20 protein-coding genes are annotated in these 21,940 nt (G+C 45.6%); 13 read left to right on the top strand and 7 right to left on the bottom strand.

The genetic code is table 11. The features are described 5' to 3' along the window. Positions 1-13: 13 nt before the first annotated feature. Complete coding sequence (locus KO533_RS12105) at positions 14-1,306, bottom strand: DUF5666 domain-containing protein (RefSeq protein WP_219254344.1); 1,293 nt, start codon at positions 1,304-1,306, stop codon at positions 14-16. A gap of 86 nt (positions 1,307-1,392) precedes the next feature. Between KO533_RS12105 and KO533_RS12110 the strand changes: the two genes are divergently transcribed. From KO533_RS12110 to KO533_RS12120, 3 genes are all read left to right on the top strand, one after another. Then, positions 1,393-2,061, top strand: coding sequence for a response regulator transcription factor (locus tag KO533_RS12110; protein ID WP_131525518.1), 669 nt, complete (start codon positions 1,393-1,395; stop codon positions 2,059-2,061). Continuing rightward, positions 2,033-3,298 carry a HAMP domain-containing sensor histidine kinase gene (locus KO533_RS12115; RefSeq protein WP_219254346.1) on the top strand — a complete coding sequence of 422 codons (1,266 nt, stop codon included), beginning with the start codon at positions 2,033-2,035 and terminating at the stop codon, positions 3,296-3,298. Before KO533_RS12110 ends, KO533_RS12115 begins: the two co-directional genes overlap by 29 nt. A gap of 154 nt (positions 3,299-3,452) precedes the next feature. Continuing rightward, positions 3,453-3,842: a NirD/YgiW/YdeI family stress tolerance protein gene (locus tag KO533_RS12120; RefSeq protein ID WP_113940229.1), complete on the top strand. Its 390-nt coding sequence runs from the start codon at positions 3,453-3,455 to the stop codon at positions 3,840-3,842. Between the two features lie 71 nt (positions 3,843-3,913). Here the strand turns inward: KO533_RS12120 and KO533_RS12125 are convergent, their stop codons facing one another. Both KO533_RS12125 and KO533_RS12130 read right to left on the bottom strand, forming a co-directional pair. Next, positions 3,914-4,387 carry a peroxiredoxin gene (locus tag KO533_RS12125; RefSeq protein WP_113940228.1) on the bottom strand — a complete coding sequence of 158 codons (474 nt, stop codon included), beginning with the start codon at positions 4,385-4,387 and terminating at the stop codon, positions 3,914-3,916. 80 nt (positions 4,388-4,467) lie between these two features. After that, positions 4,468-5,412 (bottom strand): choice-of-anchor H family protein, encoded by a 945-nt coding sequence (locus KO533_RS12130; protein WP_219254348.1) that lies wholly within the window; start codon positions 5,410-5,412, stop codon positions 4,468-4,470. Positions 5,413-5,779: 367 nt separating this feature from the next. Here KO533_RS12130 and KO533_RS12135 point away from each other — a divergent pair, with 367 nt between their 5' ends. The 4 genes from KO533_RS12135 (at position 5,780) to KO533_RS12150 (ending at position 9,788) form a co-directional block, all read left to right on the top strand. Continuing rightward, positions 5,780-6,082: a PepSY domain-containing protein gene (locus tag KO533_RS12135; protein ID WP_105250671.1), complete on the top strand. Its 303-nt coding sequence runs from the start codon at positions 5,780-5,782 to the stop codon at positions 6,080-6,082. A 2-nt stretch (positions 6,083-6,084) separates the two neighbouring features. Further along, positions 6,085-6,780 (top strand): response regulator transcription factor, encoded by a 696-nt coding sequence (locus KO533_RS12140; RefSeq protein WP_219254350.1) that lies wholly within the window; start codon positions 6,085-6,087, stop codon positions 6,778-6,780. Next, positions 6,773-8,137 (top strand): ATP-binding protein, encoded by a 1,365-nt coding sequence (locus tag KO533_RS12145; protein WP_105250673.1) that lies wholly within the window; start codon positions 6,773-6,775, stop codon positions 8,135-8,137. The genes KO533_RS12140 and KO533_RS12145 overlap by 8 nt, the downstream gene beginning before the upstream one ends. A 148-nt stretch (positions 8,138-8,285) precedes the next feature. Next, complete coding sequence (locus KO533_RS12150; protein WP_219254352.1) at positions 8,286-9,788, top strand: DUF3300 domain-containing protein; 1,503 nt, start codon at positions 8,286-8,288, stop codon at positions 9,786-9,788. Positions 9,789-9,866: 78 nt separating this feature from the next. Here KO533_RS12150 and KO533_RS12155 read toward each other — a convergent pair whose 3' ends face one another. Together KO533_RS12155 and KO533_RS12160 are read right to left on the bottom strand one after the other, a co-directional pair. Beyond that, positions 9,867-10,343 (bottom strand): cytoplasmic protein, encoded by a 477-nt coding sequence (locus KO533_RS12155; protein WP_219254354.1) that lies wholly within the window; start codon positions 10,341-10,343, stop codon positions 9,867-9,869. A gap of 97 nt (positions 10,344-10,440) precedes the next feature. After that, positions 10,441-14,088 (bottom strand): EAL domain-containing protein, encoded by a 3,648-nt coding sequence (locus tag KO533_RS12160; protein WP_105250681.1) that lies wholly within the window; start codon positions 14,086-14,088, stop codon positions 10,441-10,443. Between the two features lie 615 nt (positions 14,089-14,703). On the opposite strand from KO533_RS12160, the gene KO533_RS12165 reads away from it, so the two are divergent. The 6 genes from KO533_RS12165 (at position 14,704) to cyoE (ending at position 20,277) form a co-directional block, all read left to right on the top strand. Continuing rightward, entirely contained in the window at positions 14,704-15,093 is a 390-nt protein-coding gene (locus tag KO533_RS12165) for a hypothetical protein (RefSeq protein ID WP_219254356.1), read from the top strand. A gap of 189 nt (positions 15,094-15,282) precedes the next feature. Then, positions 15,283-16,386 (top strand): ubiquinol oxidase subunit II, encoded by a 1,104-nt coding sequence (cyoA, locus tag KO533_RS12170; RefSeq protein WP_219254358.1) that lies wholly within the window; start codon positions 15,283-15,285, stop codon positions 16,384-16,386. A 2-nt stretch (positions 16,387-16,388) separates the two neighbouring features. Then, positions 16,389-18,368, top strand: a complete 1,980-nt coding sequence (gene cyoB / locus KO533_RS12175; protein WP_219254360.1) for a cytochrome o ubiquinol oxidase subunit I — start codon at positions 16,389-16,391, stop codon at positions 18,366-18,368. Position 18,369: 1 nt separating this feature from the next. Then, positions 18,370-18,990, top strand: a complete 621-nt coding sequence (cyoC, locus tag KO533_RS12180; RefSeq protein ID WP_219254362.1) for a cytochrome o ubiquinol oxidase subunit III — start codon at positions 18,370-18,372, stop codon at positions 18,988-18,990. Continuing rightward, entirely contained in the window at positions 18,990-19,331 is a 342-nt protein-coding gene (cyoD, locus tag KO533_RS12185; protein WP_219254364.1) for a cytochrome o ubiquinol oxidase subunit IV, read from the top strand. The genes cyoC and cyoD overlap by 1 nt, the downstream gene beginning before the upstream one ends. Positions 19,332-19,344: 13 nt before the next feature. After that, positions 19,345-20,277: a heme o synthase gene (gene cyoE, locus KO533_RS12190; RefSeq protein WP_219254366.1), complete on the top strand. Its 933-nt coding sequence runs from the start codon at positions 19,345-19,347 to the stop codon at positions 20,275-20,277. 111 nt (positions 20,278-20,388) lie between these two features. Here the strand turns inward: cyoE and KO533_RS12195 are convergent, their stop codons facing one another. Together KO533_RS12195 and KO533_RS12200 are read right to left on the bottom strand one after the other, a co-directional pair. Then, entirely contained in the window at positions 20,389-20,913 is a 525-nt protein-coding gene (locus KO533_RS12195; RefSeq protein ID WP_219254368.1) for a protein disulfide oxidoreductase, read from the bottom strand. A 25-nt stretch (positions 20,914-20,938) separates the two neighbouring features. Continuing rightward, on the bottom strand, positions 20,939-21,823 hold the full coding sequence (locus tag KO533_RS12200) for a thioredoxin domain-containing protein (protein WP_219254370.1): 885 nt from the start codon (positions 21,821-21,823) through the stop codon (positions 20,939-20,941). Between the last annotated feature and the right edge of the window lie 117 nt (positions 21,824-21,940).

Genomic DNA, 21,940 nt, shown 5'->3' on the forward strand with positions numbered 1-21,940 from the left:
TCTCTATTTGTGTTTAATCGTCGATTCGACAATTATAGATATTAGAACCATCGAACTGACATTCGACATCAACCCATTTGCCTTCAAATGGCGTTAATGAAGTATCAGTCGTTTGATAGCCCCACAAGGTCTTTTGCATCACAAAACCCGACAAATCAAGCTCATTGCTTCGCACTTCAAGATCAACTTCTTTCACTAACCACTGGTTGTCTGCGAGTTCAACACCTTCTATTTGAATCCATTTTTGGTCAAGTGTCGCTAAGGTTAAACCGTCATCGAATTGAGTTCTGGCATCAATATCAAATGTAAATCCATTAATTTGTAGCTGATTATTGGTGGTCAGTGTCGCCAGACCTTCTAGCTCGAACTTTTTACCTAAGGTTGGAGGTATTCCACCATTATCATGTGATGTTTCAAATTCAACTTCTCTGGCCCATAAACCCTGCGGCATAGATTGAATATCTACATCGACTAGCTTGCCTTCAACCAAGTTAGCTTGCTTGCCATCTTCAAATTGAGTATTTGTAGTGACATAGAGTCGAGTACGGGCATTAAGCTCAAACTGCGTTTTATCTTGGTTGACCCAAGTAATAGTCCCTTCTAGCTCCATATCGTTAAAAGACGCCGTATCTTCCACCTCGACTTCAGAGGCCAAAAATGAAGAACCACTTTGCTGGCCTTCCACTTCAACCCATGCGCCTTCCTGTAAGCCACCTTCTAAACGTGCGTTAGCATAATTAATCACTGCCGAACCGATATTGAATTGTTGCGTGGTCTTGTTTAATCCAGAGACACGTCCCTCTATTTCAGCAAACGCAAAATTGGGGATAAGGTTTATAGAATTAACCTGCCATTCTCCCATTACCGTTGGATAACCATTTACCGCCACCCAATCGCCTACTTTATACTGGGTCGCGTCCGCTGGTTTAACGACTAAATTAATCCCATTAACGGCAATAGTATTTTGATTAACGGAACTGATTTCACCCACTAGGCTTGGATCTAATATGACATTTTTAGCCTGTTGGCCTTCATTATCAATTTTGACCCTCATCCCCATTTGAATGGCATTAACCTCTAACGGCTGTTGTCCATAGTGAATCTTAGCATTAGCGATATTTACGTTATATCCGTTGACCGTAATCGAATTATTGTCAGAAGCAACATTTGTTACTGTACCGTTAATTTTTGCGGGTAACGTAGGTTGTGGAACGATAGGATCGGGTTTAGAGGTATCTGTTGATGAATCATTACCACCGCAACCTGCTAGCAAAATGGCCGTAATACAGACTAAGAGTTTATTCATTTTCTTCCCTATTATGTCTTGTTAAATCAGTGCTGGGCATCTTAGTATGAAGATCGTCAAGCAAATGTGAAGAAATGAATTAACCGATGAAAGTATTAATTGTTGATGATAATCATGATGTTATTGAGACAATCATGGATTATTTAACCCTAGAGGGTATTATTGCCGACTGTGCATATCACGGGGAAAGTGCAATCAATTTAATTCAACAAAACCATTACGATGTCATCATAATGGATATTATGATGCCCAAATTAGACGGTATTAATACGGTCAAAAAACTGCGTGAAGAAATTTATTGTAATACACCGATTATATTTTTAACCGCCAAAGATAGTTTGCAGGATAAAATTGATTCTTTTACATCAGGTGGGGATGATTTTTTAAATAAACCTTTCGCGATGGAAGAATTATGCTTACGACTACATTCACTGCATAATCGTGGCCCACGTTTAGATGTGGGTATTTTGCGCTTCAGTGATATCAGTTTAAATTTGCAAACCCATCAAGTTACCCGTGCTGGTAAAGAAATTAAGCTCAGTAAAATTCAGCGCACCATTCTTTCACTGTTACTAAAACATGCGCCCGCTATCGTGAGTAAAGAGCAATTGGTAGATACAGTATGGGGAGATGATGCTCCTTCGAGTGATTCACTTCGCAGCCACATATACAGCTTACGCAGTGCACTCGATAAAGGTTTTTCAGACTCAAAATTAGAGACTATCCATGGCCAAGGTTACCGACTTATCCCCTGAGCATTTTCCGAGTTTATATAAAAAAATACGCCTCACTTTTTTAGTATTAACTAGCTTGATGTTTGCCATTTTTTGGAGCCTCATTTATATCGCCGAAGAACAAATTGAGAAGATTAGCCTCGAGCAAACGCTGGCCACAGAGACTCGCGAATATCTAAAGAATTATCAAAGGTTTGGTGATAAAGCACAGCTCCCCGATATCAATGAATTGAAAACATATTGGAGCAAAGAGTTTGTACCAGCTTGGCTGCAACCTTATCAAAATACCGGATTTTACGAACATCAACTGGGTGACGAAGATAAACACTTTTTGATATCCGCTCATCCTTCTGGGCAAGGGCTGTTGTATGTGGTTTATAAGGATGACGCGGACGATTTCCTTGATAGCTATGAAGATAGAATGCACATTTTGATCTCTATTATGGGGATAGGTTTGCTCCTGTTTATCATGGCGTATGGATTGTATTTTGTACGTCTGCTATCCAGTCCACTCGCTGAGATTGAAAATAAAATCAATCAACTATCACCAAAAAGACCGACATCAACACCGAGTACTTCATACCGTGAAACCCGCCAGATTGAGCAAACCCTATTAAGCAACAAAGCTAAAATTGCCGCCTACTTCACTCGGGAACAAGAATTTAGCCGTTTTGCCTCCCATGAACTACGCACGCCCATTATGGTGATCCAAGGTTCGGTCGAATTGCTCAAAAAAATCCCCAATGCGACAACCGAGGCTCAACAATTAATGGTCAAAAAAGCCATTACACGTATTGATTACGCAGGGCATCAAATGAAAACGCTCACCGAGGCCTTTTTACTTCTCGGAAAAGAAGACATTGAATCCCAGCACTACAGCCAAATTGATTTAGCACCACGCCTTGAACACATTTTAGCTGAGATGGCACAACACTTTGCCAAGCAAGAAATCACCTACAGCTTAACGCTTAAAGATTGCTTGAGCATCAAGGCGCCACTGAGCTTTATTGACATAGTGATAGGTAATTTACTTAAAAATGCTTTCAATTACAGTGCCGGAAACATTGAAATTACGATGCAAAGCAACCAATTATGGATACTGAATCCACTAAGCACTCAAAGTACTGATACATCAGGCTATGGCTGCGGATTAATTATTATTGAACGTATTTGCGAGCGAATGGGTTGGGCATTTTCAACCCAAAACGATGGTGCTAGCTATCAGGCTTATGTTCAGTTTATAGATAATGCCCATTAACTGAAGTTAGCTTGGATAAATGACCTCGTTTTAGCAAATTCTGAGTTGCAAACCCAATCTTCACAACCGCTTCACGCTTGTCTTGGCACTATGCTCGCAACACTGTAATAGCCATTGAGGCTGAGTTACATAAAACCATAGAAAGGACAAACAGATGAATAAAATGACTCTTACCGTTTTCGCAATGGCACTTTCATTCACGACTATGGCCAGCCAAGCAGGCTTTCAACCTACAACGGGTGAACCTCAAATACAGGGTGGCTTCCAAGGGCCGAGCGCAAGACAAGTGATTCATGATGTGGTGAGCGCGCTCAATGCCAGTGATGACGCCCAAATTGAGTTAACGGGCCATATCATTTCTTCCATTGGACACGATGATTATATTTTCCGTGACGCTACGGGTGATATTAAGGTCGAAATTGATGATGATTTATGGCGCGGCAACACAGTAACACCTGAGACTCAGGTCATTATTCGTGGTGAAGTGGATAAAGATTGGTCTGAAGTGACCATAGATGCAGACAACATTCAAATCGTACAATAAATGGATTTAGTTAAAGCCAGCCAATGAATGGCTGGCTTTGGTCACATCCAAACTTCATGTCTTAAATACGCTTAGATAGCAGCCAAAACAACTTCAGCTTTACTGGCTTCAAAAGCCTTTGGCTCTTCTACATTCAGTAGAGTCACTACACCGTTATCGATGATCATGGCATAACGTTGTGAACGCACTCCACCAAAACCGGCAGTATCCATCTCCAAACCTAAGGCTTTAGTAAAGCTGGCATCGCCATCGGCTAACATCATTAATTCAGAGGCATTTTGTGCTTCGCCCCACGCTTTCATCACAAAGGCATCGTTCACAGCAACACAGGCAATCAAATCCACGCCTTTCGCTTTAAATTGATCGGCTAATACCACATAGCCAGGTAAATGCGCTTCAGAACACGTTGGAGTAAAAGCACCTGGCACTGCAAACAATACGACTTTTTTACCCGCGAACAATTCGGTAACTTGGTGATTCACCATGCCATCTTTAGTCAGTTGACCTAATGTGGCAGCAGGTAATGTTTGACCTTGAGCAATCATGTCTTTCTCCATTTAGTTAAAATAACTCATCCATACTAGCCCTATTTACCGCAGATAAACACCGAGAGAAATAAGGGCGATTAGGCTCGAGTTCGATTCAACCGCAGCCCCGCACACAAACTAAGACATAACAAACCTAATACTGAGAAGGCGCCGCCACTTTCCTCAACAACGATAATGTCGGGCTCTCTGTCTCGATCGCTACTCTCCAATGGCAGCGCATACAAACTATCGGTTTCATCGGCGCTAATGGTCGCAACAATATCGCTGTAACCCACTTCATACACATCAATCAACACATCATAGTGATCCGTCGCATAACCCGTGTAGAGCGTGGTCAACACTTCGTAATCGTCCTGTGTCGAATCGCCGTAAATGGTAAATACGTCTGTGGTGTAGTAATGCACCCAAGGGCCACCATCACGACTGAGATAAAGCTCGGCAAATAAATCAGCTCTTTCATTAAGATATGCACCATTGACATCAACGTCGAAGGTCACGCTAAACGTTTGATAAAACCCATCGTAGTCAAAGTCTTCAAACAAACGACTGCTGGCATCAAAAATCGAAAAGCTGTGATACACAGGTGCGCGGTAGGGATCTTCACTGGTCGCGCTCGAACTCGGAATCCCTTGGCTCGCATGTTTCGCAGTTACTTGCTCACGCGTCATAGGCGAGGCGCCCATAAGTTGCACTCGGTTTGTCGTCGGCGCTTTGGATGATAAGACTGGCGCCAAGGATTTCACAGCCGCAGCGGCGACGTCAGTGACATTTTTTGCGGGCGCGACTTGTTGTAACAAAGCTAAAGCTTGTTGTTCCTGCTCAGCAGCTTGCTCGCTATTTTCTGCTTTTTTGGCAATACCAACGCTGGCTGCAGTAAATGGCGTTAAGCTTTGCGATGACTCCAGTTCGCGGGGCTGAGCGCTAGCGGCAGGGGACGCTAAAAACAGCGCAGCAATAGCCGTTGCCATAAACAGCTTAATATTAACTGTGGCTGCCATATCTTGCTTATTGAGTGTGTTCATCTTGAATATCCTATGGATAACCCGTTCAAATTGGAGCTATTAAAGTGCAATGAAGGTGAACATAAGCTGAACATCAATGCCCACTGTTCTCAGCCAAAAGATACGTTCAGCCCGAGTTCATCTGGAATGGGTAACACTCACAAAACTTAAACGATACAAGCGCGAGCATAGGGATAGACTCGCCAACAGAACTTCAGTTCTGTCACGAATAACAAAATAACTGCCAGAGTTAATTTTGAAGGAATTGTGCCAACCAATTGGCTGATCTCTATGTGTTTGTTAAGGTGATGAGGTATTCTTAGTCGACTCGATAAGTTATCCATCTCACTCATTAACTTAAGATCGCTGAACATTGCGGGTACCCGATATGAAACTTGGTTTGACCTTGGCCCTAATCACTTGCTTATCAGCCTCCTTTGGTTGCATAGCAGGTAATGATAGACATGATGATCGCAATCAGCCTCGTAACCAAGGTGCGAAGAATGAGCAGCGCCGTCTAGCGGTCAATAGCCCTGATCAAGCGGTGGCAATGGCGCAACGACAATTTCAAGGCAAAGTATTGAGCGTACAATCCAGCGGATCGGGATATCGTATTAAAATCCTCAATAATGATGGCCAAGTATTTTCTGTTTCAGTAGATGCCGCAACGGGCCGAGTCTCGAGGAACTAACGATGCGATTGTTACTAGTTGAAGATGATACAGAACTACAGACTAACTTAAAGCAACATCTCCTCGATGCCCATTACAGTATCGATGTGGCGAGTGATGGTGAAGAAGGCTTATTTCAAGCGCTCGAATACAACTATGATGCAGCAATTATCGATGTAGGTTTACCTAAACTCGATGGTATCGCCTTGATCCGTAGCGTGCGTGAACAAAAACGCGACTTTCCTATCCTGATTTTAACCGCAAGGGACAGTTGGCAAGATAAGGTTGAAGGACTCGATGCCGGTGCCGACGACTATCTGACGAAACCTTTCCATCCCCAAGAACTCATCGCACGACTAAAAGCCCTGATCCGTCGCTCCGCCGGTAAGGCCAGCCCCCTGATCTACAACGGCCCCTTTAGCCTTAACACCAGCAGTCTAGAAGTACGTAAAGGCGAAGAACTGGTTAATCTCAGTGGTTCTGAATACAAGCTATTCGAATTTTTTATGTTGCATCAGGGCGAAGTCAAATCAAAAACTGTACTCACAGAGCATATTTACGATCAGGATTTTGATTTAGATTCTAACGTTATCGAAGTCTTTATCCGCCGGTTACGCAAAAAACTCGACCCAGATAATCAATACAACTTAATTGAAACTCTGCGCGGCCAAGGTTATCGCCTAAAAGCGTTAACGTCTGGGCAAGCAACCGATGAGTAAACGCGCCATGGCGTGGCAAGTGTTGAACTCCCTAAAAGCACGCTTAGTTGCCAGCGCGCTATTATTTATCTTAGTGTTATTACCCTTGATCGGCGTTGCCTTAAACGATGCCTTTACTGAACAAGTTAAAAGCGCAACCAAGAATGAACTCAGTGCCTATGTCTATTCGATTCTCGCGGTGACTGAAGTCGAAAACAAACAAATCTCCATCCCAGAGTTAGTGTTAGAGAATCGTTTTAACCTCATTCAATCAGGGCTGTATGCCATTGCAACCACTGAAGACGCCAGCGGCAAACAAGATATAGTGTGGCATTCGCAATCTTTTATGGGGATTACGCCACCGCCACATTTTACCATCCCAGCCACGGGTCAAAGCGCATTTGAGCAAATCGAGCTCGCCGATCAACTCCATTTGATTTATAGCTTTAGTGTCAGTTTTGCCAGCCAAAATCAAAACGTGCCTGTGACAATCCACATCATTAAAGACGAGCGAGAATTTCAGCAGCAAATTGATCAGTTTAATCAACAGCTTTGGACTTGGCTGCTGATCTTAATGTTAGTCATGTTAGTGTTTCAATTGAGTTGGTTACTGTGGACGTTGCGACCTTTAGCACGCTTTACCCAAGAGTTACATTCCGTCGAGCAAGGTAAGTCGATGCAGCTAAGTAGCCAGTACCCCACTGAATTACAAGCAGTTGCTCGGCAGCTTAATATTTTGCTCAATACCGAACAAACCCAACGAAAACGCTATCGTAATGCCTTGGCCGACCTAGCCCATAGCCTCAAAACACCACTGGCGGTGATCAAGAGTCAGGCCGACTTAAGCGAATCCTCCAGTGAGCAAGTATCAGTGATCAGCCGAATCATTGGCCACCAGCTAAAACGCGCCCAAACTGCAGCGGCGGCCTCGTGGCATTTAGGTATTCGTGTCGATGAAGTCGCCGCTAAGTTATTACGCACGTTAGCTAAAATTTATCGAGAGCCACAAATCAATCTCAGCGGCGAGATGGTAGAACACGCAGTATTCAAGGGGGATGAAGCAGATCTGACTGAAATTCTAGGCAATTTACTCGACAACGCCTGTAAAGCCGCGAAGTCTACGGTGACATTAACGGTCACAGGCGATGCCTATCAACTGCTAATCTGTATCGAAGATGATGGCCCAGGGATCAGTGAAGCCCTGCAAAATCAAATCTTTGAACGTGGTATTCGCGCAGACTCCTACCTTCAAGGTAATGGTATTGGGCTTGCTATCGTGCGCGATTTAGTCGACAGCTATAACGGCAGAATTTCTGTCTCTCGTTCAGAAACCTTAGGTGGTGCCAAATTTAGCATCAGCTTTGCACACTCAGTTTAAGTCTTTATTTTCAATGTGATAGATTTATTTCTTCTCTTAAAACTTGGCTATAAATAAATATTTAACCGCAAAACACTTTCAGCTTATGTTCATATTCACACGCCTAATATGCCCATAACATCCTCGAACAGGATTATTGGAGCAAACCATGAACAGACTACATCGATGGAATTGGCTAGTGTTAACGGCGGCATTAGTGGCCTTGCCTTTCACTACCACAGCACAGGCTGCGGGCATATCTGCGAGCCAAGGATCGAGCACAGCGGCAAGCCAAGCCGAACTCGAACAAATGCTGGCGCCTATTGCCCTGTATCCCGATAGCTTACTGACCCACATACTTATCGCTTCAACTTATCCACTCGAAATAGTGCAGGCACAGCGTTGGTTAACCCAGCGCCCCAAATCATCGATCGACCAAATTATGTCGCAAGCCGAAGATCAGGACTGGGACCCGAGCGTCAAAGCCTTGCTGGCCTTCCCGACGCTGCTGCAAAAAATGAGTGAAGATCTCGAATGGACTCAAAGACTCGGTGAAGCCTTCTTAGAAGATGAAGGCCAAGTGATGAACAGCATTCAGTCCCTAAGACAACAGGCTGATAAAGCGAATAGCTTAGCGGACATGGATAACATGGCAATTACCCGCGCCAACAATCAGATCATCATAGAACCCGCTAAGCGAGAAATCGTCTACGTCCCCTATTACGATCCACGCGTGGTTTACGGCACATGGCGTTGGGGTGTGGCTTATCCTCCTGTATATTGGGAATTTGGCGGCTATGCTGGCTATCCCTATCGTCCGAGTCATAACCATTTCTACTGGTCACCGGGCATCCATATTTCCTTTAACTACTTCTTCAGTTCGTTCCACTGGCACAACCATAAAGTGGTGGTGATCGACTATCGCCATTCACACCGATATCGCCCACGGGAAAGATACAGTGTTAGCCATGGCGCACAACCTTGGAAACATAAACCCGAACATAGACGCGGCGTGAGTTATCACAATCCAGTGGTGAAACAACGCTATTACCGTGATGATAAATATCGCGGCAGAGATTCACACTCAAGCGGCAGTAAACAGCACTTCAATAGCCAATATTCGAAGTCTAAAGAACGCCAAGATACCCATAGTAATCTGGGTAATATGAGTAATCAGGGCAATAAAAGTCGTGATAATAAAGACTATCACAACGTCAGCCGTGAACGTGATAACCGCACACCGAGTTATCAGAAAACGCAAGCCGAGTTAAAGGAACGTCGATCCGCGACTATGGTACAAACGCCGACTCACAAGGAGCGTAATGACGCGCAATCAAGACCCGTGCAGTCAAAACCAATGCCATCGAAGGAGCCTCAGCAAAGGCAATATCAAACTCGGGAGTCACAGCCGCGTAATATCGAACAACAAAGGTCACAGTCACAAAGGCAAGAAAAACCAAGAACTATGACCCCAAGAGTTGAAACGCCACGACCTGAAACAAGACGTACAGAGCCACAACGGATTGAACAACCAAGACAAGCGGCGCCTAGACAACGCGAAGAAGTGAGAGTGAGACAAAGTGAGCCACGCCAAAATGCGCAAACCGCTCGCTCGGTAGAACATAACCAAGGTCGATCAACTCAAAGCCAAGAACGTCGTCATCGGGAATAATCCCGCTATGGCCGCAGTAAAACAAAGAGCGCAGTTATCTGCGCTCTTTGTTTTTTAAGTCACTTATTTTTAAATCGCTTAGAACTTCAAGGTCAAGGACTGACCTTCTCCCATTCCCTGCCACTCGACACTCAAATCCATAATCTCATTGAGAATATGATCAAAATCTGTTTGGTTAACAGTAGGAACGACTAAGTCTCGACTGCTACAGGCTTGCTCTAACAGATAAATAAAGCCGTCATAGGTTGGCGTTTCACCCGACCACAGTAGCGACTGCAAGGTCTCAACTATGGATTCGGCTTGCCACACCTCCGTTTTATCAGCGATGGCGCGGGAGGTTTCATTATGCTCTAAGGTAAAGCTGATATCGGCGCCAGCTCTGATCTGCGAGAAGAAAGCGCCTTGAATATGCAGGCGTTTTTCAACCACATAGTGGATCATATCGTGAGGTGCTATACCTTGTTCTGGCATTTGGGTTTGGGTCGCACTACCGTCCATGCGCACACAACGCAACTGGCCATAACGCTGAGTACCTTTAGTGAAGATGACTTGCATAAAACCATCCTTAGTATTTTGATTAACGCATGCATAATGCGAACTCAAGTATAGTCCAACTCTGCGCCAGCATTAGAAAAACAACAACACTCTGCCGTTATAAATTACGCTGGATAAAGCGGAAACACTCTTCTGCCGCTAAGGGTTTACTAAAGTAAAACCCTTGCACTAAGTCGCACCCCATACTCGACAATAATACCAATTGCGCCTCGTTTTCAACCCCTTCAGCGACCACAGTTAACCCCAATTCATGGGACATAGAAATAGTTGCAGCGCTAATGGCTGCATCGTTCGAGTCGGTCTCAATATCCTTCACAAAGGATCGGTCGAGCTTTAACCTGTCTAAGGGCAAGAGTTTCAAATAGGATAAAGAGGAATATCCTGTACCAAAATCATCGATGGCGAGCTCGATACCATGTTGGCGCAATTCCGCTAATAGGCGCGCATTCTGCTCAGGATATTGCATCGCCACACTCTCGGTAATCTCCAGCTCCAGTGCGCCTTTGCCCAACTTATGCTTCACCAGCACATTGGTAATATCGGCGACTATCGTATCCTTACGGAGTTGATGCGCTGACAGATTCACTGCCATTCGCAACTCAGTGGCACCCGCTGCGCGCCAGACAGCAAGTTGCGCCATCGCCGTTTCTAACACCCATTGGCCAATTGGGATGATCATGTCGATCTCTTCGGCAATGGGAATAAAACGGTCAGGCGCTATCATGCCAAATTCGGGATGCTGCCAGCGCACAAGCGCTTCGACACTGACCACTTGCCCGCTTCTAATATCAATTTGTGGCTGATAATGAAGTCGTAATTCGTCGTTTGCTAACACTTGCCTTAGGCCAGTTTCAATATGCTGGCGCTCAGTGATCAAAGTGTTCATTGCCGCAGTAAAGAATTGATAGTTATTGCGTCCAGCCGCTTTTGCGCGGTACATGGCCATATCGGCATTTTTCATCAAGGCTTCAACACTGTCACCATCATTGGGGAATAAACTGATCCCTATACTTGGCGATGAATGTAATGCTTGATTATTAATCACATAGGTTTGACTCAAACCACTGCGCAGCGCCTCGGCTAAACTGGCCACTTCATCATGGTTCGTATCGGACAAGGCAACCACAAACTCATCGCCCCCCAAACGCGCCACAGTATCATTATCACCAACGATGTATTTCAAACGTCGGGCCACCTCTAGCAGCAGTTGATCGCCCACATGATGGCCCAAGGTATCGTTGATATTTTTAAAGTGGTCCATGTCGATGAACATTACCGCTATTTGGCTGTGGGATACCAGAGCATCCTTAAACACCACTTCGAGGCGCGACTGCAAGCTCAGTCGATTAGGCAATAAGGTCAAAGAGTCATGATGGGCAAGGAAATGAATGCGTTCCTCACTGACTTTACGCTCACTGATATCGGTAAAGCTGCCAATATAGTGACTCACGGCACCAGAATCATCCCGCACCACAGACATCATCAACCATTTCGGGAAATCGTAGCCTTGTTTATGCCTATCCCAGACTTCACCTTGCCAGAAACCCGTTTGCTCGAGGGCAGCACGGACTTGAGAATCAATACTTTTATCCGTTCGTTCAGCCTCTATAAAACGGCAGTTTTTACCAATAATGTCCTCTCGGGAATAACCCGTGATCTGAGAAAATGCGCTATTCACATCCACAATGATATCGTTGGCATCCATAATCGTGATGCCTTCACCACTCTGCTGAAATACTTGCGCCAAGAGATTTACCCGCGCAACGGTACGCTCCTGCTCGGTAATATCTTCGACGATAAACAAAATTAGCTGTTCACCATTAGCACCAGTAACTAAAGCCCCGTTGAGGCGCACCGCCACTAATTGGCCATTTTTATGTAAATAATGCTTCTGATAGGGGCCGTAACGGCGCGTCTGCTTTAAGCGCTCTAATTGCTCAGTTTCACTTAATTGATAACGCTTTGGGGTAAGATCCCAAGGATCAAGTTGATTAAGCTCATCGAGTGAATAACCCGTAATCGCTTGAAAGGCGGGGTTAATCGCCACAAATTGACCATCATCTAAACGTTTAAGCACATGCCCCACAGGGGCCTTATCAAATAGGTTTCGATATTTTTGCTCACTTTCGACCAAGGTAGCTTGAAAAGCCTGACGGCGGGCAATTTCCTTCGACAATGCCATGGTTTTTTCTGTCACTTTTTCGGCAATACGTTGGCGCTCGCCGGAGGAAACCAGTGTCATGCCGCCCACGACCGCACAAGTGATAAAGGCGAGCAGCAGCATTAGTAGCGATAAGCTAAAAGTATCGCCCATCAGCACCGCATAGGATTGATAAATCACTATATGCCAATGACGATCCGCTAACATCAGGTTTGCCTGAAAATACTGCCCAGTTTTATCGCTGAAGAGCTTGCTGCTAAATTCAGGAAACGATTTTTGAGTATTGCTATAAAGTAAGGTACCGCCCGCACTCATATCTGTCAGTTGCCACTGCAACCCTTTTACACTATCAACATCATCAATAATGCCTTGCAAATCAATTACGGCTGAACAAAACCCTGAGATCTTACCCAATCTGTCAAAAGCAGGAGCAATGAGTAAAGTGCCACCAGGACCATTGGGATCTTGTGCTAATTGAATCTTGGCTGTCATCACGGGTGCTAACGTCGCACGCACTTTTGCTATGGCTGCGGCTCGCGTCGGCTCACTATTGAGATCCAATCCCAAGGCCGCTTCGTTACCTATCTGCGGCTGAATATACATCACAGGGACTAGCCAACCATCAGTATTCGCCTGCCAGCCTTCGGGACGAGTCACTTTGTAGGAACCACCAACCACAGAACGAATGGATGCCTCAAAACTTTGCTGATCGGCTGCCGCCACAAGCGGTGACCAAGACCAAGCTCTAAAGCCATCCTTCATCAACATATTGCGTTTGCCAAACTGTACAAACTCATCCTCAGAAACCTGCTCGCTATTATCGAACAAGCTTGCTAAGGCAACAATTTGTTGGAGGTTCGCATCTTGAAAACTTTCAATATTGCTAATAATCGCATTAGATTGAACCAGAAACTTATCCTGTAACTGTTGGCGCTGATTCATATCTGAGTAGTAATAAATCCCCACGCAAAATAAAAAGCCCACCAGCAGAGGCACACCCGTCTGAATGCGGCGAGAACGCCAAATAACTCGCTTATCAAATAGCAACATAGTCAGAGGGATAAAAATCACGGCACCGAGCAAATCCCCAGTCCACCAATTTATTAAACTACCCAGTAAATCGGACTGTGGAATCGTACCGTTAATCACTAAGGAGAAATTGCCAAAAACAGTCGCTACAGTACAAGTTAAAGCTAAACTCAAGCAGGATTTAATGACGGCGTTAGGATTATCTAGGGTGAATAAATGATCGACTCGCCCAAGAACATAGGCAGAAAGCACTGCCTGTATAGATGAGCCAATTGAAATCGCAAAGGGCAACCACCCCCAATGGATATGTCCGCTGATGTTGAGATTAATCAACAAAGAACCAATGAACACACCAATCCAAGGCGCATATTCTTTCCATAAAACACAAGCGGCAATGGCAATACCTGCGGCAGGCCAAATTGCAGCAGAATATCCAGGCGGCAAAGCAATCATCAAACCAATTTTACCTACAATAACGTAAGCTAAGGCGATGAAAATGTTTACCTTAAGGTATGGGATAAATGACTTTATGTGTAGTCCTTCATGCTGACGCACTTCAAGAATTGAGAAGCATCATGCCCTACTCACAGGCTCAATCTCAAGCACATATCAGGGGCGAGATAAGTTCACAGTTTAATAATCGGTTTATCTAATGTAAATAGCGTAAATGACTGACACAATCACTCATTTAACGTGATGTTTTTATTTGGGATGCCGATCTCAAATGCACTTAATCACACAGCCAAACTTGGCGAGCCCAATCTTGCGACAAACAAGCTAACCCATCAAGACAACTACCGGCAACATTAACCCCGCCATAGAAGTTAAGCTTAGTCTTTTTGCGGGTAAAGCTAACATGTTTATAGGGGCTGTAATCAACTCAATGACGCCACGAGCAAATCAACTTTAGTCAAAATGAATAAATGAGAGGCTTCACAATTTTTTATTTTATGAGAACAAAATCAGTTTAAATACTGTTAATTTTGTAAAGCTAACGATCAAATTTAGTTTTAATTAAGGTTTTTTTAATGCTTAAGCCCTTTTACTACGGGGATCCGCTTTCATTCAATAGCCGCTTCTTGGTATCCTCCTGCCGCATAAAAAAGTTACATGCTGAATATTTTTTGTTCTGCCAACTGACTCCTTTTCCCGTTCAGCCGGACTCATTAATTGAAATTAGCTCTTAGCCAATTCATTGTTGAAAGATTGAACCTAACTATTCGGCTTTCAACCTTTAGCATGACAAATCTAGCCCTGTTTTTCGGGTTATTGTTTGTGCTGCCTATTGCTGACGTTTTATCCGTGTTGATCGGCGGTTGTGTCGATATTAGCGAACTAATCAGCCTCAGCAATGGCTTTTTAGTCGAGTTTATCGGCGCCAGTCTGCTCAGTCTATTATTGCTCAACCCCCTCGTTATTCTGCAGTTATGGTATTTAATCGACTGCTGCTTCAAATTTTTCAATCATCTCGATTTAACTAACGCTTCACTTTTTTTAGCCCCCCCAAGGCTAAAATCCCTCGAACATACCGCCCACGGTTGTCGCGCTCCGCCATTTTAACCCTCTGTTTTTAAATTCAAATTAAGCATTAAGCGCTGAAAGCTGATCTTCGATTTGCCTCGGAATGGCGGCACATTATTGTGTCATACCTCTTGGGTCTCAGGATTTGCGCTCAGATAACGCCGCTTAGTGCGACTGCCGGTTAACGCTTGGCAGAGTTGTAAACCTTAGGGTTAGAGGAATCTTCCTTTGTTAATTCGAAAATTAAGTAAAGCAGCAATCGCGGCAGTAGCACTCATGCTCGCGGGTTGTGATGGCGGAGTATTGGACCCTAAGGGCCAAATCGGTATCGATGAAAAACACCTGATTATCGTCGCCACCCTACTCATGCTCATTGTCGTTATCCCTGTGATTGCCATGACATTGTACTTCGCGTGGAAATACCGCGATGGCCGTGATCAGGAAATCTATGCGCCTAAATGGGCACACTCAACAGCGATTGAAACCGTAGTGTGGATAGTGCCGATTGTGATCGTGATAGTGCTAGGTGTGATCACTTGGGGTTCGACCCATGATCTTGATCCATATAAACCTTTAGAGCACGAAGCGAAACCCGTCACGGTTGAAGTGGTGTCGCTGGACTGGAAATGGTTATTCATTTATCCAGAACAAGGCGTGGCATCGGTCAATGAGTTGGCGTTCCCAGCCAATGTGCCAGTGAACTTTAAGATCACCTCTGATACTGCGATGAACTCCTTCTTCATCCCGCAGTTAGGCAGCCAGATTTATTCTATGGCGGGCATGACCACTAAGTTGCATTTGATCGCTAACGAGCCCGGCACCTTCGACGGTATTTCGGCTAACTACAGCGGCGCCGGATTTGCGGGCATGAAGTTTAAAGCAATTGCCACTCAAACACCTGCCGACTTCGATGCATGGGTTGCCAAGTTAAAACAACAGGGCAAGACATTGGACTCAGCGGCCTACGCCACACTGGCTAAACCGAGTGAATACAATCCAGTTGAATACTTTGGCTCAGTGAGCAAAGGGATGTTTGACCAAATCGTGATGCAATACATGCACATGGACTCACATGAGAGCATGAAAGGTCACGAAGGAATGGACATTCACGCAGGCATGGAACACATGGGCACTGAGCACACATCTGACATGGCAGACATGAAAGGTATGCACGACATGGCACATATGGCAGGCGAGCACGCGATGGAAAATACACAGAACATGGCCGACATGGATAGCTCAACACCTTCTGTACCGTCATCAACACAGGATTCATCCACAGAACCTTCATCCTTAGAGCACTCATCCACTCACAAAGTGGAGGCGGAGTAATCATGTCATTTCTCGGTAAATTAAGCTTAGATGCGATTCCCTATCACGAGCCCATCATCATGGTGACCCTAGCGGTCGTCGCTGTGGTAGGTTTGTATATCGCAGCCTTGATCACTAAACACAAAAAATGGAGCGTACTCTGGCACGACTGGTTAACCTCTGTTGACCATAAACGCCTCGGTATCATGTACATAGTGTTGGCTTTGGTGATGCTTATTCGTGGCTTCTCCGATGCCATTATGATGCGTACCCAGCAAGCACTTGCCACCAACGGCGCCGCAGGTTATCTGCCGCCTGAACATTACGACCAAATCTTCACCGCCCATGGCGTGATCATGATTATCTTTATGGCGATGCCATTTATGATAGGTCTGATGAACTTAGTGTTGCCGCTGCAAATTGGTGCCCGCGACGTTGCCTTCCCATTCTTGAACAACCTCAGTTTCTGGTTGACCGCCTCTGGCGCTGTGTTGATCAATATTTCATTGGGTTTAGGTGAATTTGCTAAGACAGGTTGGGTGGCGTATCCCCCCCTCTCAGAGCTGGCTTACAGTCCGGGGGTTGGAGTCGATTACTATATCTGGGCACTGCAAATTTCAGGCATAGGGACAACCTTAACCGGGGTGAACTTTATCGCCACCGTACTGAAGATGCGCGCCCCAGGCATGAAGCTGATGCAAATGCCAATCTTCACTTGGACTTGTACTTGGGCGAACATTTTGATCGTCGCGTCATTCCCTATCTTAACCGCCGTGTTAGCCATGTTAACGCTCGACCGTTACATGGATTTCCACTTCTTCACCAATGACGGTGGCGGTAACGCCATGATGTATATCAACCTATTTTGGGCGTGGGGGCATCCTGAAGTTTACATCCTGATTTTGCCTGCTTTTGGTATTTTCTCCGAGGTGATCTCAACCTTTACGGCTAAGCGTTTGTTCGGTTACACCTCTATGGTGTGGGCGAGCGGTGCGATTTCAATTTTAGGTTTCATCGTTTGGTTACACCACTTCTTCACTATGGGCTCAAGTGCCAACGTCAACGCCTTCTTCGGGGTGATGACTATGGTGATTGCGGTTCCAACCGGGGTGAAACTGTTTAACTGGTTGTTCACTATCTACCGTGGCCGCCTAAGGTTAACTGTACCTGTGTTGTGGACGCTAGGCTTTATGGTGACTTTCACCATAGGCGGTATGACAGGTGTGCTATTAGCCTTACCAGGAGCCGATTACGTTCTACATAACAGTTTGTTTTTAATCGCGCATTTCCATAACACTATTATTGGTGGTGCGGTATTTGGTTACTTAGCAGGCTTTGCTTACTGGTTCCCGAAAGCGACAGGTTTCCACTTGAATGAGCGTTTAGGTAAAGCGTCATTCTGGTGCTGGCAAATCGGTTTCTACGTGGCCTTTATGCCGCTGTACGTATTAGGCTTTATGGGTATGACGCGCCGAATTAGCCATACGGATAACCCGGCATGGAATCTATGGATCTACTTAGCCGCTGTGGGTGCTTGCATCATCATGGTCGGTATCATTCTGCAGTTTATCCAACTGTACGTGAGTATCCGTGACCGCGACCAAAACCGCGATACTACGGGCGACCCATGGAATGGCCATACGTTAGAGTGGTCAACCGCTTCACCACCCCAGTTCTATAACTTCGCTAAGCTGCCACAGGTTGCTGATATCGATGCCTTTACCGACGCGAAAGAAAAAGGCTTGGCTTATCAAGGCCTCAAACACTATCAGCCAATCCATATGCCGAAAAATACCTCAAGCGGTATCTTAATGGCGCTGGGGATCACTGCCGCGGGTTTTGCCGCTATTTGGCACATTCTGTGGTTAGCCATTGTGGGCTTAGTGGGCGCGTTTATCGTGTTCTTATTCCGAGCCTATAACAATGACGTCGACTATTACGTACAACCCGATGAAGTGGCTAGCATTGAAAATGCCCACTTAAACAATGTAGTAAGGGGCTGATATGAGTATTGCAATCCCAGCAGATTTAGAAGTAGCTCACGCAGAAGATCACCACGAACACCATGACACGAGTGGCAATACTCTGTTTGGTTTTTGGATTTACCTGATGACCGACTGCATTTTGTTTGCCTCGGTTTTCGCAACCTATGCCGTGCTCTACATGAACACGGACGGTGGCGTTTCGGGTAAAGACATTTTCGAATTGGACTTTGTGCTGATCGAAACTGCCGCCCTGCTCGTTAGTAGTATTACCTATGGCATGGCGCTAATTTTTGCTAAGCGCCACAACAAAACCGCAACCTTGGCTTGGTTACTCGTCACCTTCGCCCTCGGTTGTGTGTTTATCGGGATGGAAGTCTATGAATTCCATCACCTGATTGAACATGGCAATGGCCCACAGCGCAGCGCTTTCCTGTCGTCCTTCTTCACCTTGGTCGGTATGCACGGTTTGCACGTGACCGCAGGTCTGATTTGGATGGCGATCATGATGATTGAAGTGGCGAAAAACGGTTTAGGTCATCGCAGCATCACCCGCCTGAGCTGCTTAAGCCTGTTCTGGCATTTCCTCGACATAGTGTGGATTTGTGTATTCACGGTCGTGTATTTATTGGGAGCACTGTAATGAGCGCACATAGTCATACTGATAAGCCTAGCCATGGCACTGACGATCTGGCCGCGAGCATTAAGTCATATCTAATGGGCTTTGTGCTGTCAGTGGTATTAACCGCCATTCCATTTTGGGCGGTAATGACCCATCACTTCGAGAAAGCGACCACCCTTAACTTAGTGCTAGTGATGGCGATAGTGCAGATAGTGGTACATCTTAAGTACTTCTTGCACTTAGATTTCTCGAAAGAAGGCAAAGTAAATACCTTCTCCTTCCTATTTACCGCCCTGATTATTGTCATGGTCGTCGGCCTGTCGGTGTGGATCATACTCGAAGCCAACGCTTTAATGATGTAACGAGAAACAGTCTATGCAAACACAAGACAGATTTATGTCACCGCAATGGAAAGCACGCTTCAAAGGGTATGTGCAGGTTACTAAGCCTGGCATCATTTTCGGGAATCTGATTTCCGTTGCTGGCGGTTTTTTATTAGCCGCCAAAGGCGACGTAAATTTGGTCTTGATGCTGGCGAGCTTAGTGGGATTGTCCTTGGTCGTAGCCTCGGGTTGCGCAATCAATAACTGTATTGACCGTGATATCGACGCCAAGATGCAGCGAACCTGCAAACGCGTGACCGTCACGGGCGAAATTGCCGTGGGTAACGTACTCGCGTTTGGACTCGCCTTAGGTGTGTTAGGCTTTAGCATCTTAGCCTTGTTTACCAATGCATTAGCCCTGCTATTTGCCGTTATTGGTTACATCGTTTATGTGGGGGTTTATAGCCTCTACATGAAACGTAACTCAGTGTATGGCACTTTAGTTGGCAGCTTCTCGGGCGCAGTACCGCCCGTGGTTGGCTATTGCAGTGTGACAGGGCAAATGGACATGGGCGCGGCTATTTTGCTGTTGATGTTCAGTCTATGGCAGATGCCGCATTCCTATGCCATCGCGATTTTCCGTTTTAATGACTATGCGGCAGCCAATATTCCAGTACTGCCGGTTGCAGAAGGCATGACCAAGGCAAAACTGCATATCGTGCTTTATATTGCTGTGTTCGCCTTAGTCAGTGCGCTGCTGCCACTCGCAGGTTACACAGGTATCGCCTTTATGGCAGTCACCTGTGCCACTAGCCTGTGGTGGCTTGCCATGGCATTAAAAGGTTATCGCCACGGCATCGACATGCACCGCTGGGCTCGCCAAGTGTTTGGTTTTTCAATCATCACTATTACGGCGCTCAGTGTGACTATGGCGCTCGACTTCCAAGTTGTGAGTCAGGCACCACTACTCACTTTAGTGAAGTAAACCCTAAGCTTTCAGCTAGTTGTCTAGTCCTGAAATAAGTTGATAATACAAAAGCGCTAACCAAGATTAGCGCTTTTTTTCTCTCCTAAAACAGCCCCTGAAGCATCACTTCTAAGTGAACATCATTCGCCACCACATACCGGGTAGGCTAGTAAAGCCTGTCGTATAGTGTTTTAGCTCACCCTCTTTAAAGATCATAATGGTTGGCGTCGCCTGCAATGACCAATCACGGGCAATCTTGCTGTCACTATCGTTAATAGTGTCAAAGCCATAGCCTTGATGCTGAAGATATTTTCTCAGTTTCTCATCCTCCCCCGAATTCATGGCAACCGTCACCACGGGGTAATAGGCCGACATTTGATTGACCGCCGGACTGACAAAATTACACACAGGGCACCAAGTGCCCCAAAAGTATACCAATACCGCCTGATCTTGGCTTAACTTGGCAATATCAAGCGCTTCCCCAGCCAACGTCGTCCCTTGGAGCTGCGGCAAATTATCCCGCGGGATATCTTTGCCGCGCCAGATGTCCATCACGCTGGTCACGATAAGAGCAATGAGCAGCCAAAGTGCCAACTGCTTAATCCAGCCCAATATGCGTTTAGGTAAAGATGTCGAAACCTGTTCGGCGCTCATATTTTCAGTTTCCTTTGGCGGCATCTTAACTGCTCTTCTGCGTCTTATCTTTAGCGGCAATCGCGGCTTCAAGCTGCTCTTTTAACACTTCGTAAGGCACTAATCCGGGAATAAGCGTATCGGCCACTATCATACTTGGAGTGCCACCTATGCCTAACTCATTCATTAAATTAACATTGTCATCGACCATTTTAGCCACGCGCTCATCTGTGTTGCCGACCCAACGCTCAGTTGCCGTCAGTTTAGCGACCTTAGCGATGGCGGCGGCATCGAGTCCACGCGGACTCGACATCAACATATCCTTCACCTTGAGATACTTTTCAGGCTCGTTTAACCAAACCGTTTGGGCAAAATCGACTGCCATTTTGGAGCCTTCGCCCTGCAGCGGCACCATTTTAACTATGATTTTTAACTGCGGAAATTCTTCAATCAGCTGGTTCAGCGAAGGCTCGATTTTCTTGCAGTATGGGCAGTTAAAATCGGTGAAGTACACCATCTCAATCTCAGGTGTCGCAGCGCCCTTCCACGGATCGCTTTTGGTCTCATACATGGCTTTATGATGGGTCACTAGGCTCGTTTGCATGGCTGTATTGGCCCCCTCTTGCTCCCTTGCTTGCCACGCAATAATTGCTTCTCTCATTAGGTCAGGATCATTGATCAAGGCATCTTTAAGAATCGCTCGCACCTCTTGCTGCTGGGCCGCCGATAAACTGCTGTCTTTGGCATAGGCCATGGTGCTCACCGAAGGCAAGGAAACCACCAGCATGGCCATGGCGACACCTGAGACAGCAAACATCTGTAACTTGCGATGTTTCCGTAAAGAGCTAAATTTCGACATTTGGGTGCCTCCAATGGCTTGAGTTTTCTGCATTGATTCAGTGTTGTTTTGTACTTCAATCTTCTGTTTCATAATCGATTTCCATTGTCTTAGGTCAGGGTTATCCCTGACCTGAGTATTTGTAGAGTGCCACTCGACTCGCTATTAAATGAGACTCGCCAGTGATATTGCCGAGTGACATATCCGAGT

This window comes from Shewanella sp. NKUCC05_KAH (assembly GCF_019345585.1).
Taxonomy (GTDB): Bacteria; Pseudomonadota; Gammaproteobacteria; order Enterobacterales; family Shewanellaceae; genus Shewanella; species Shewanella oncorhynchi.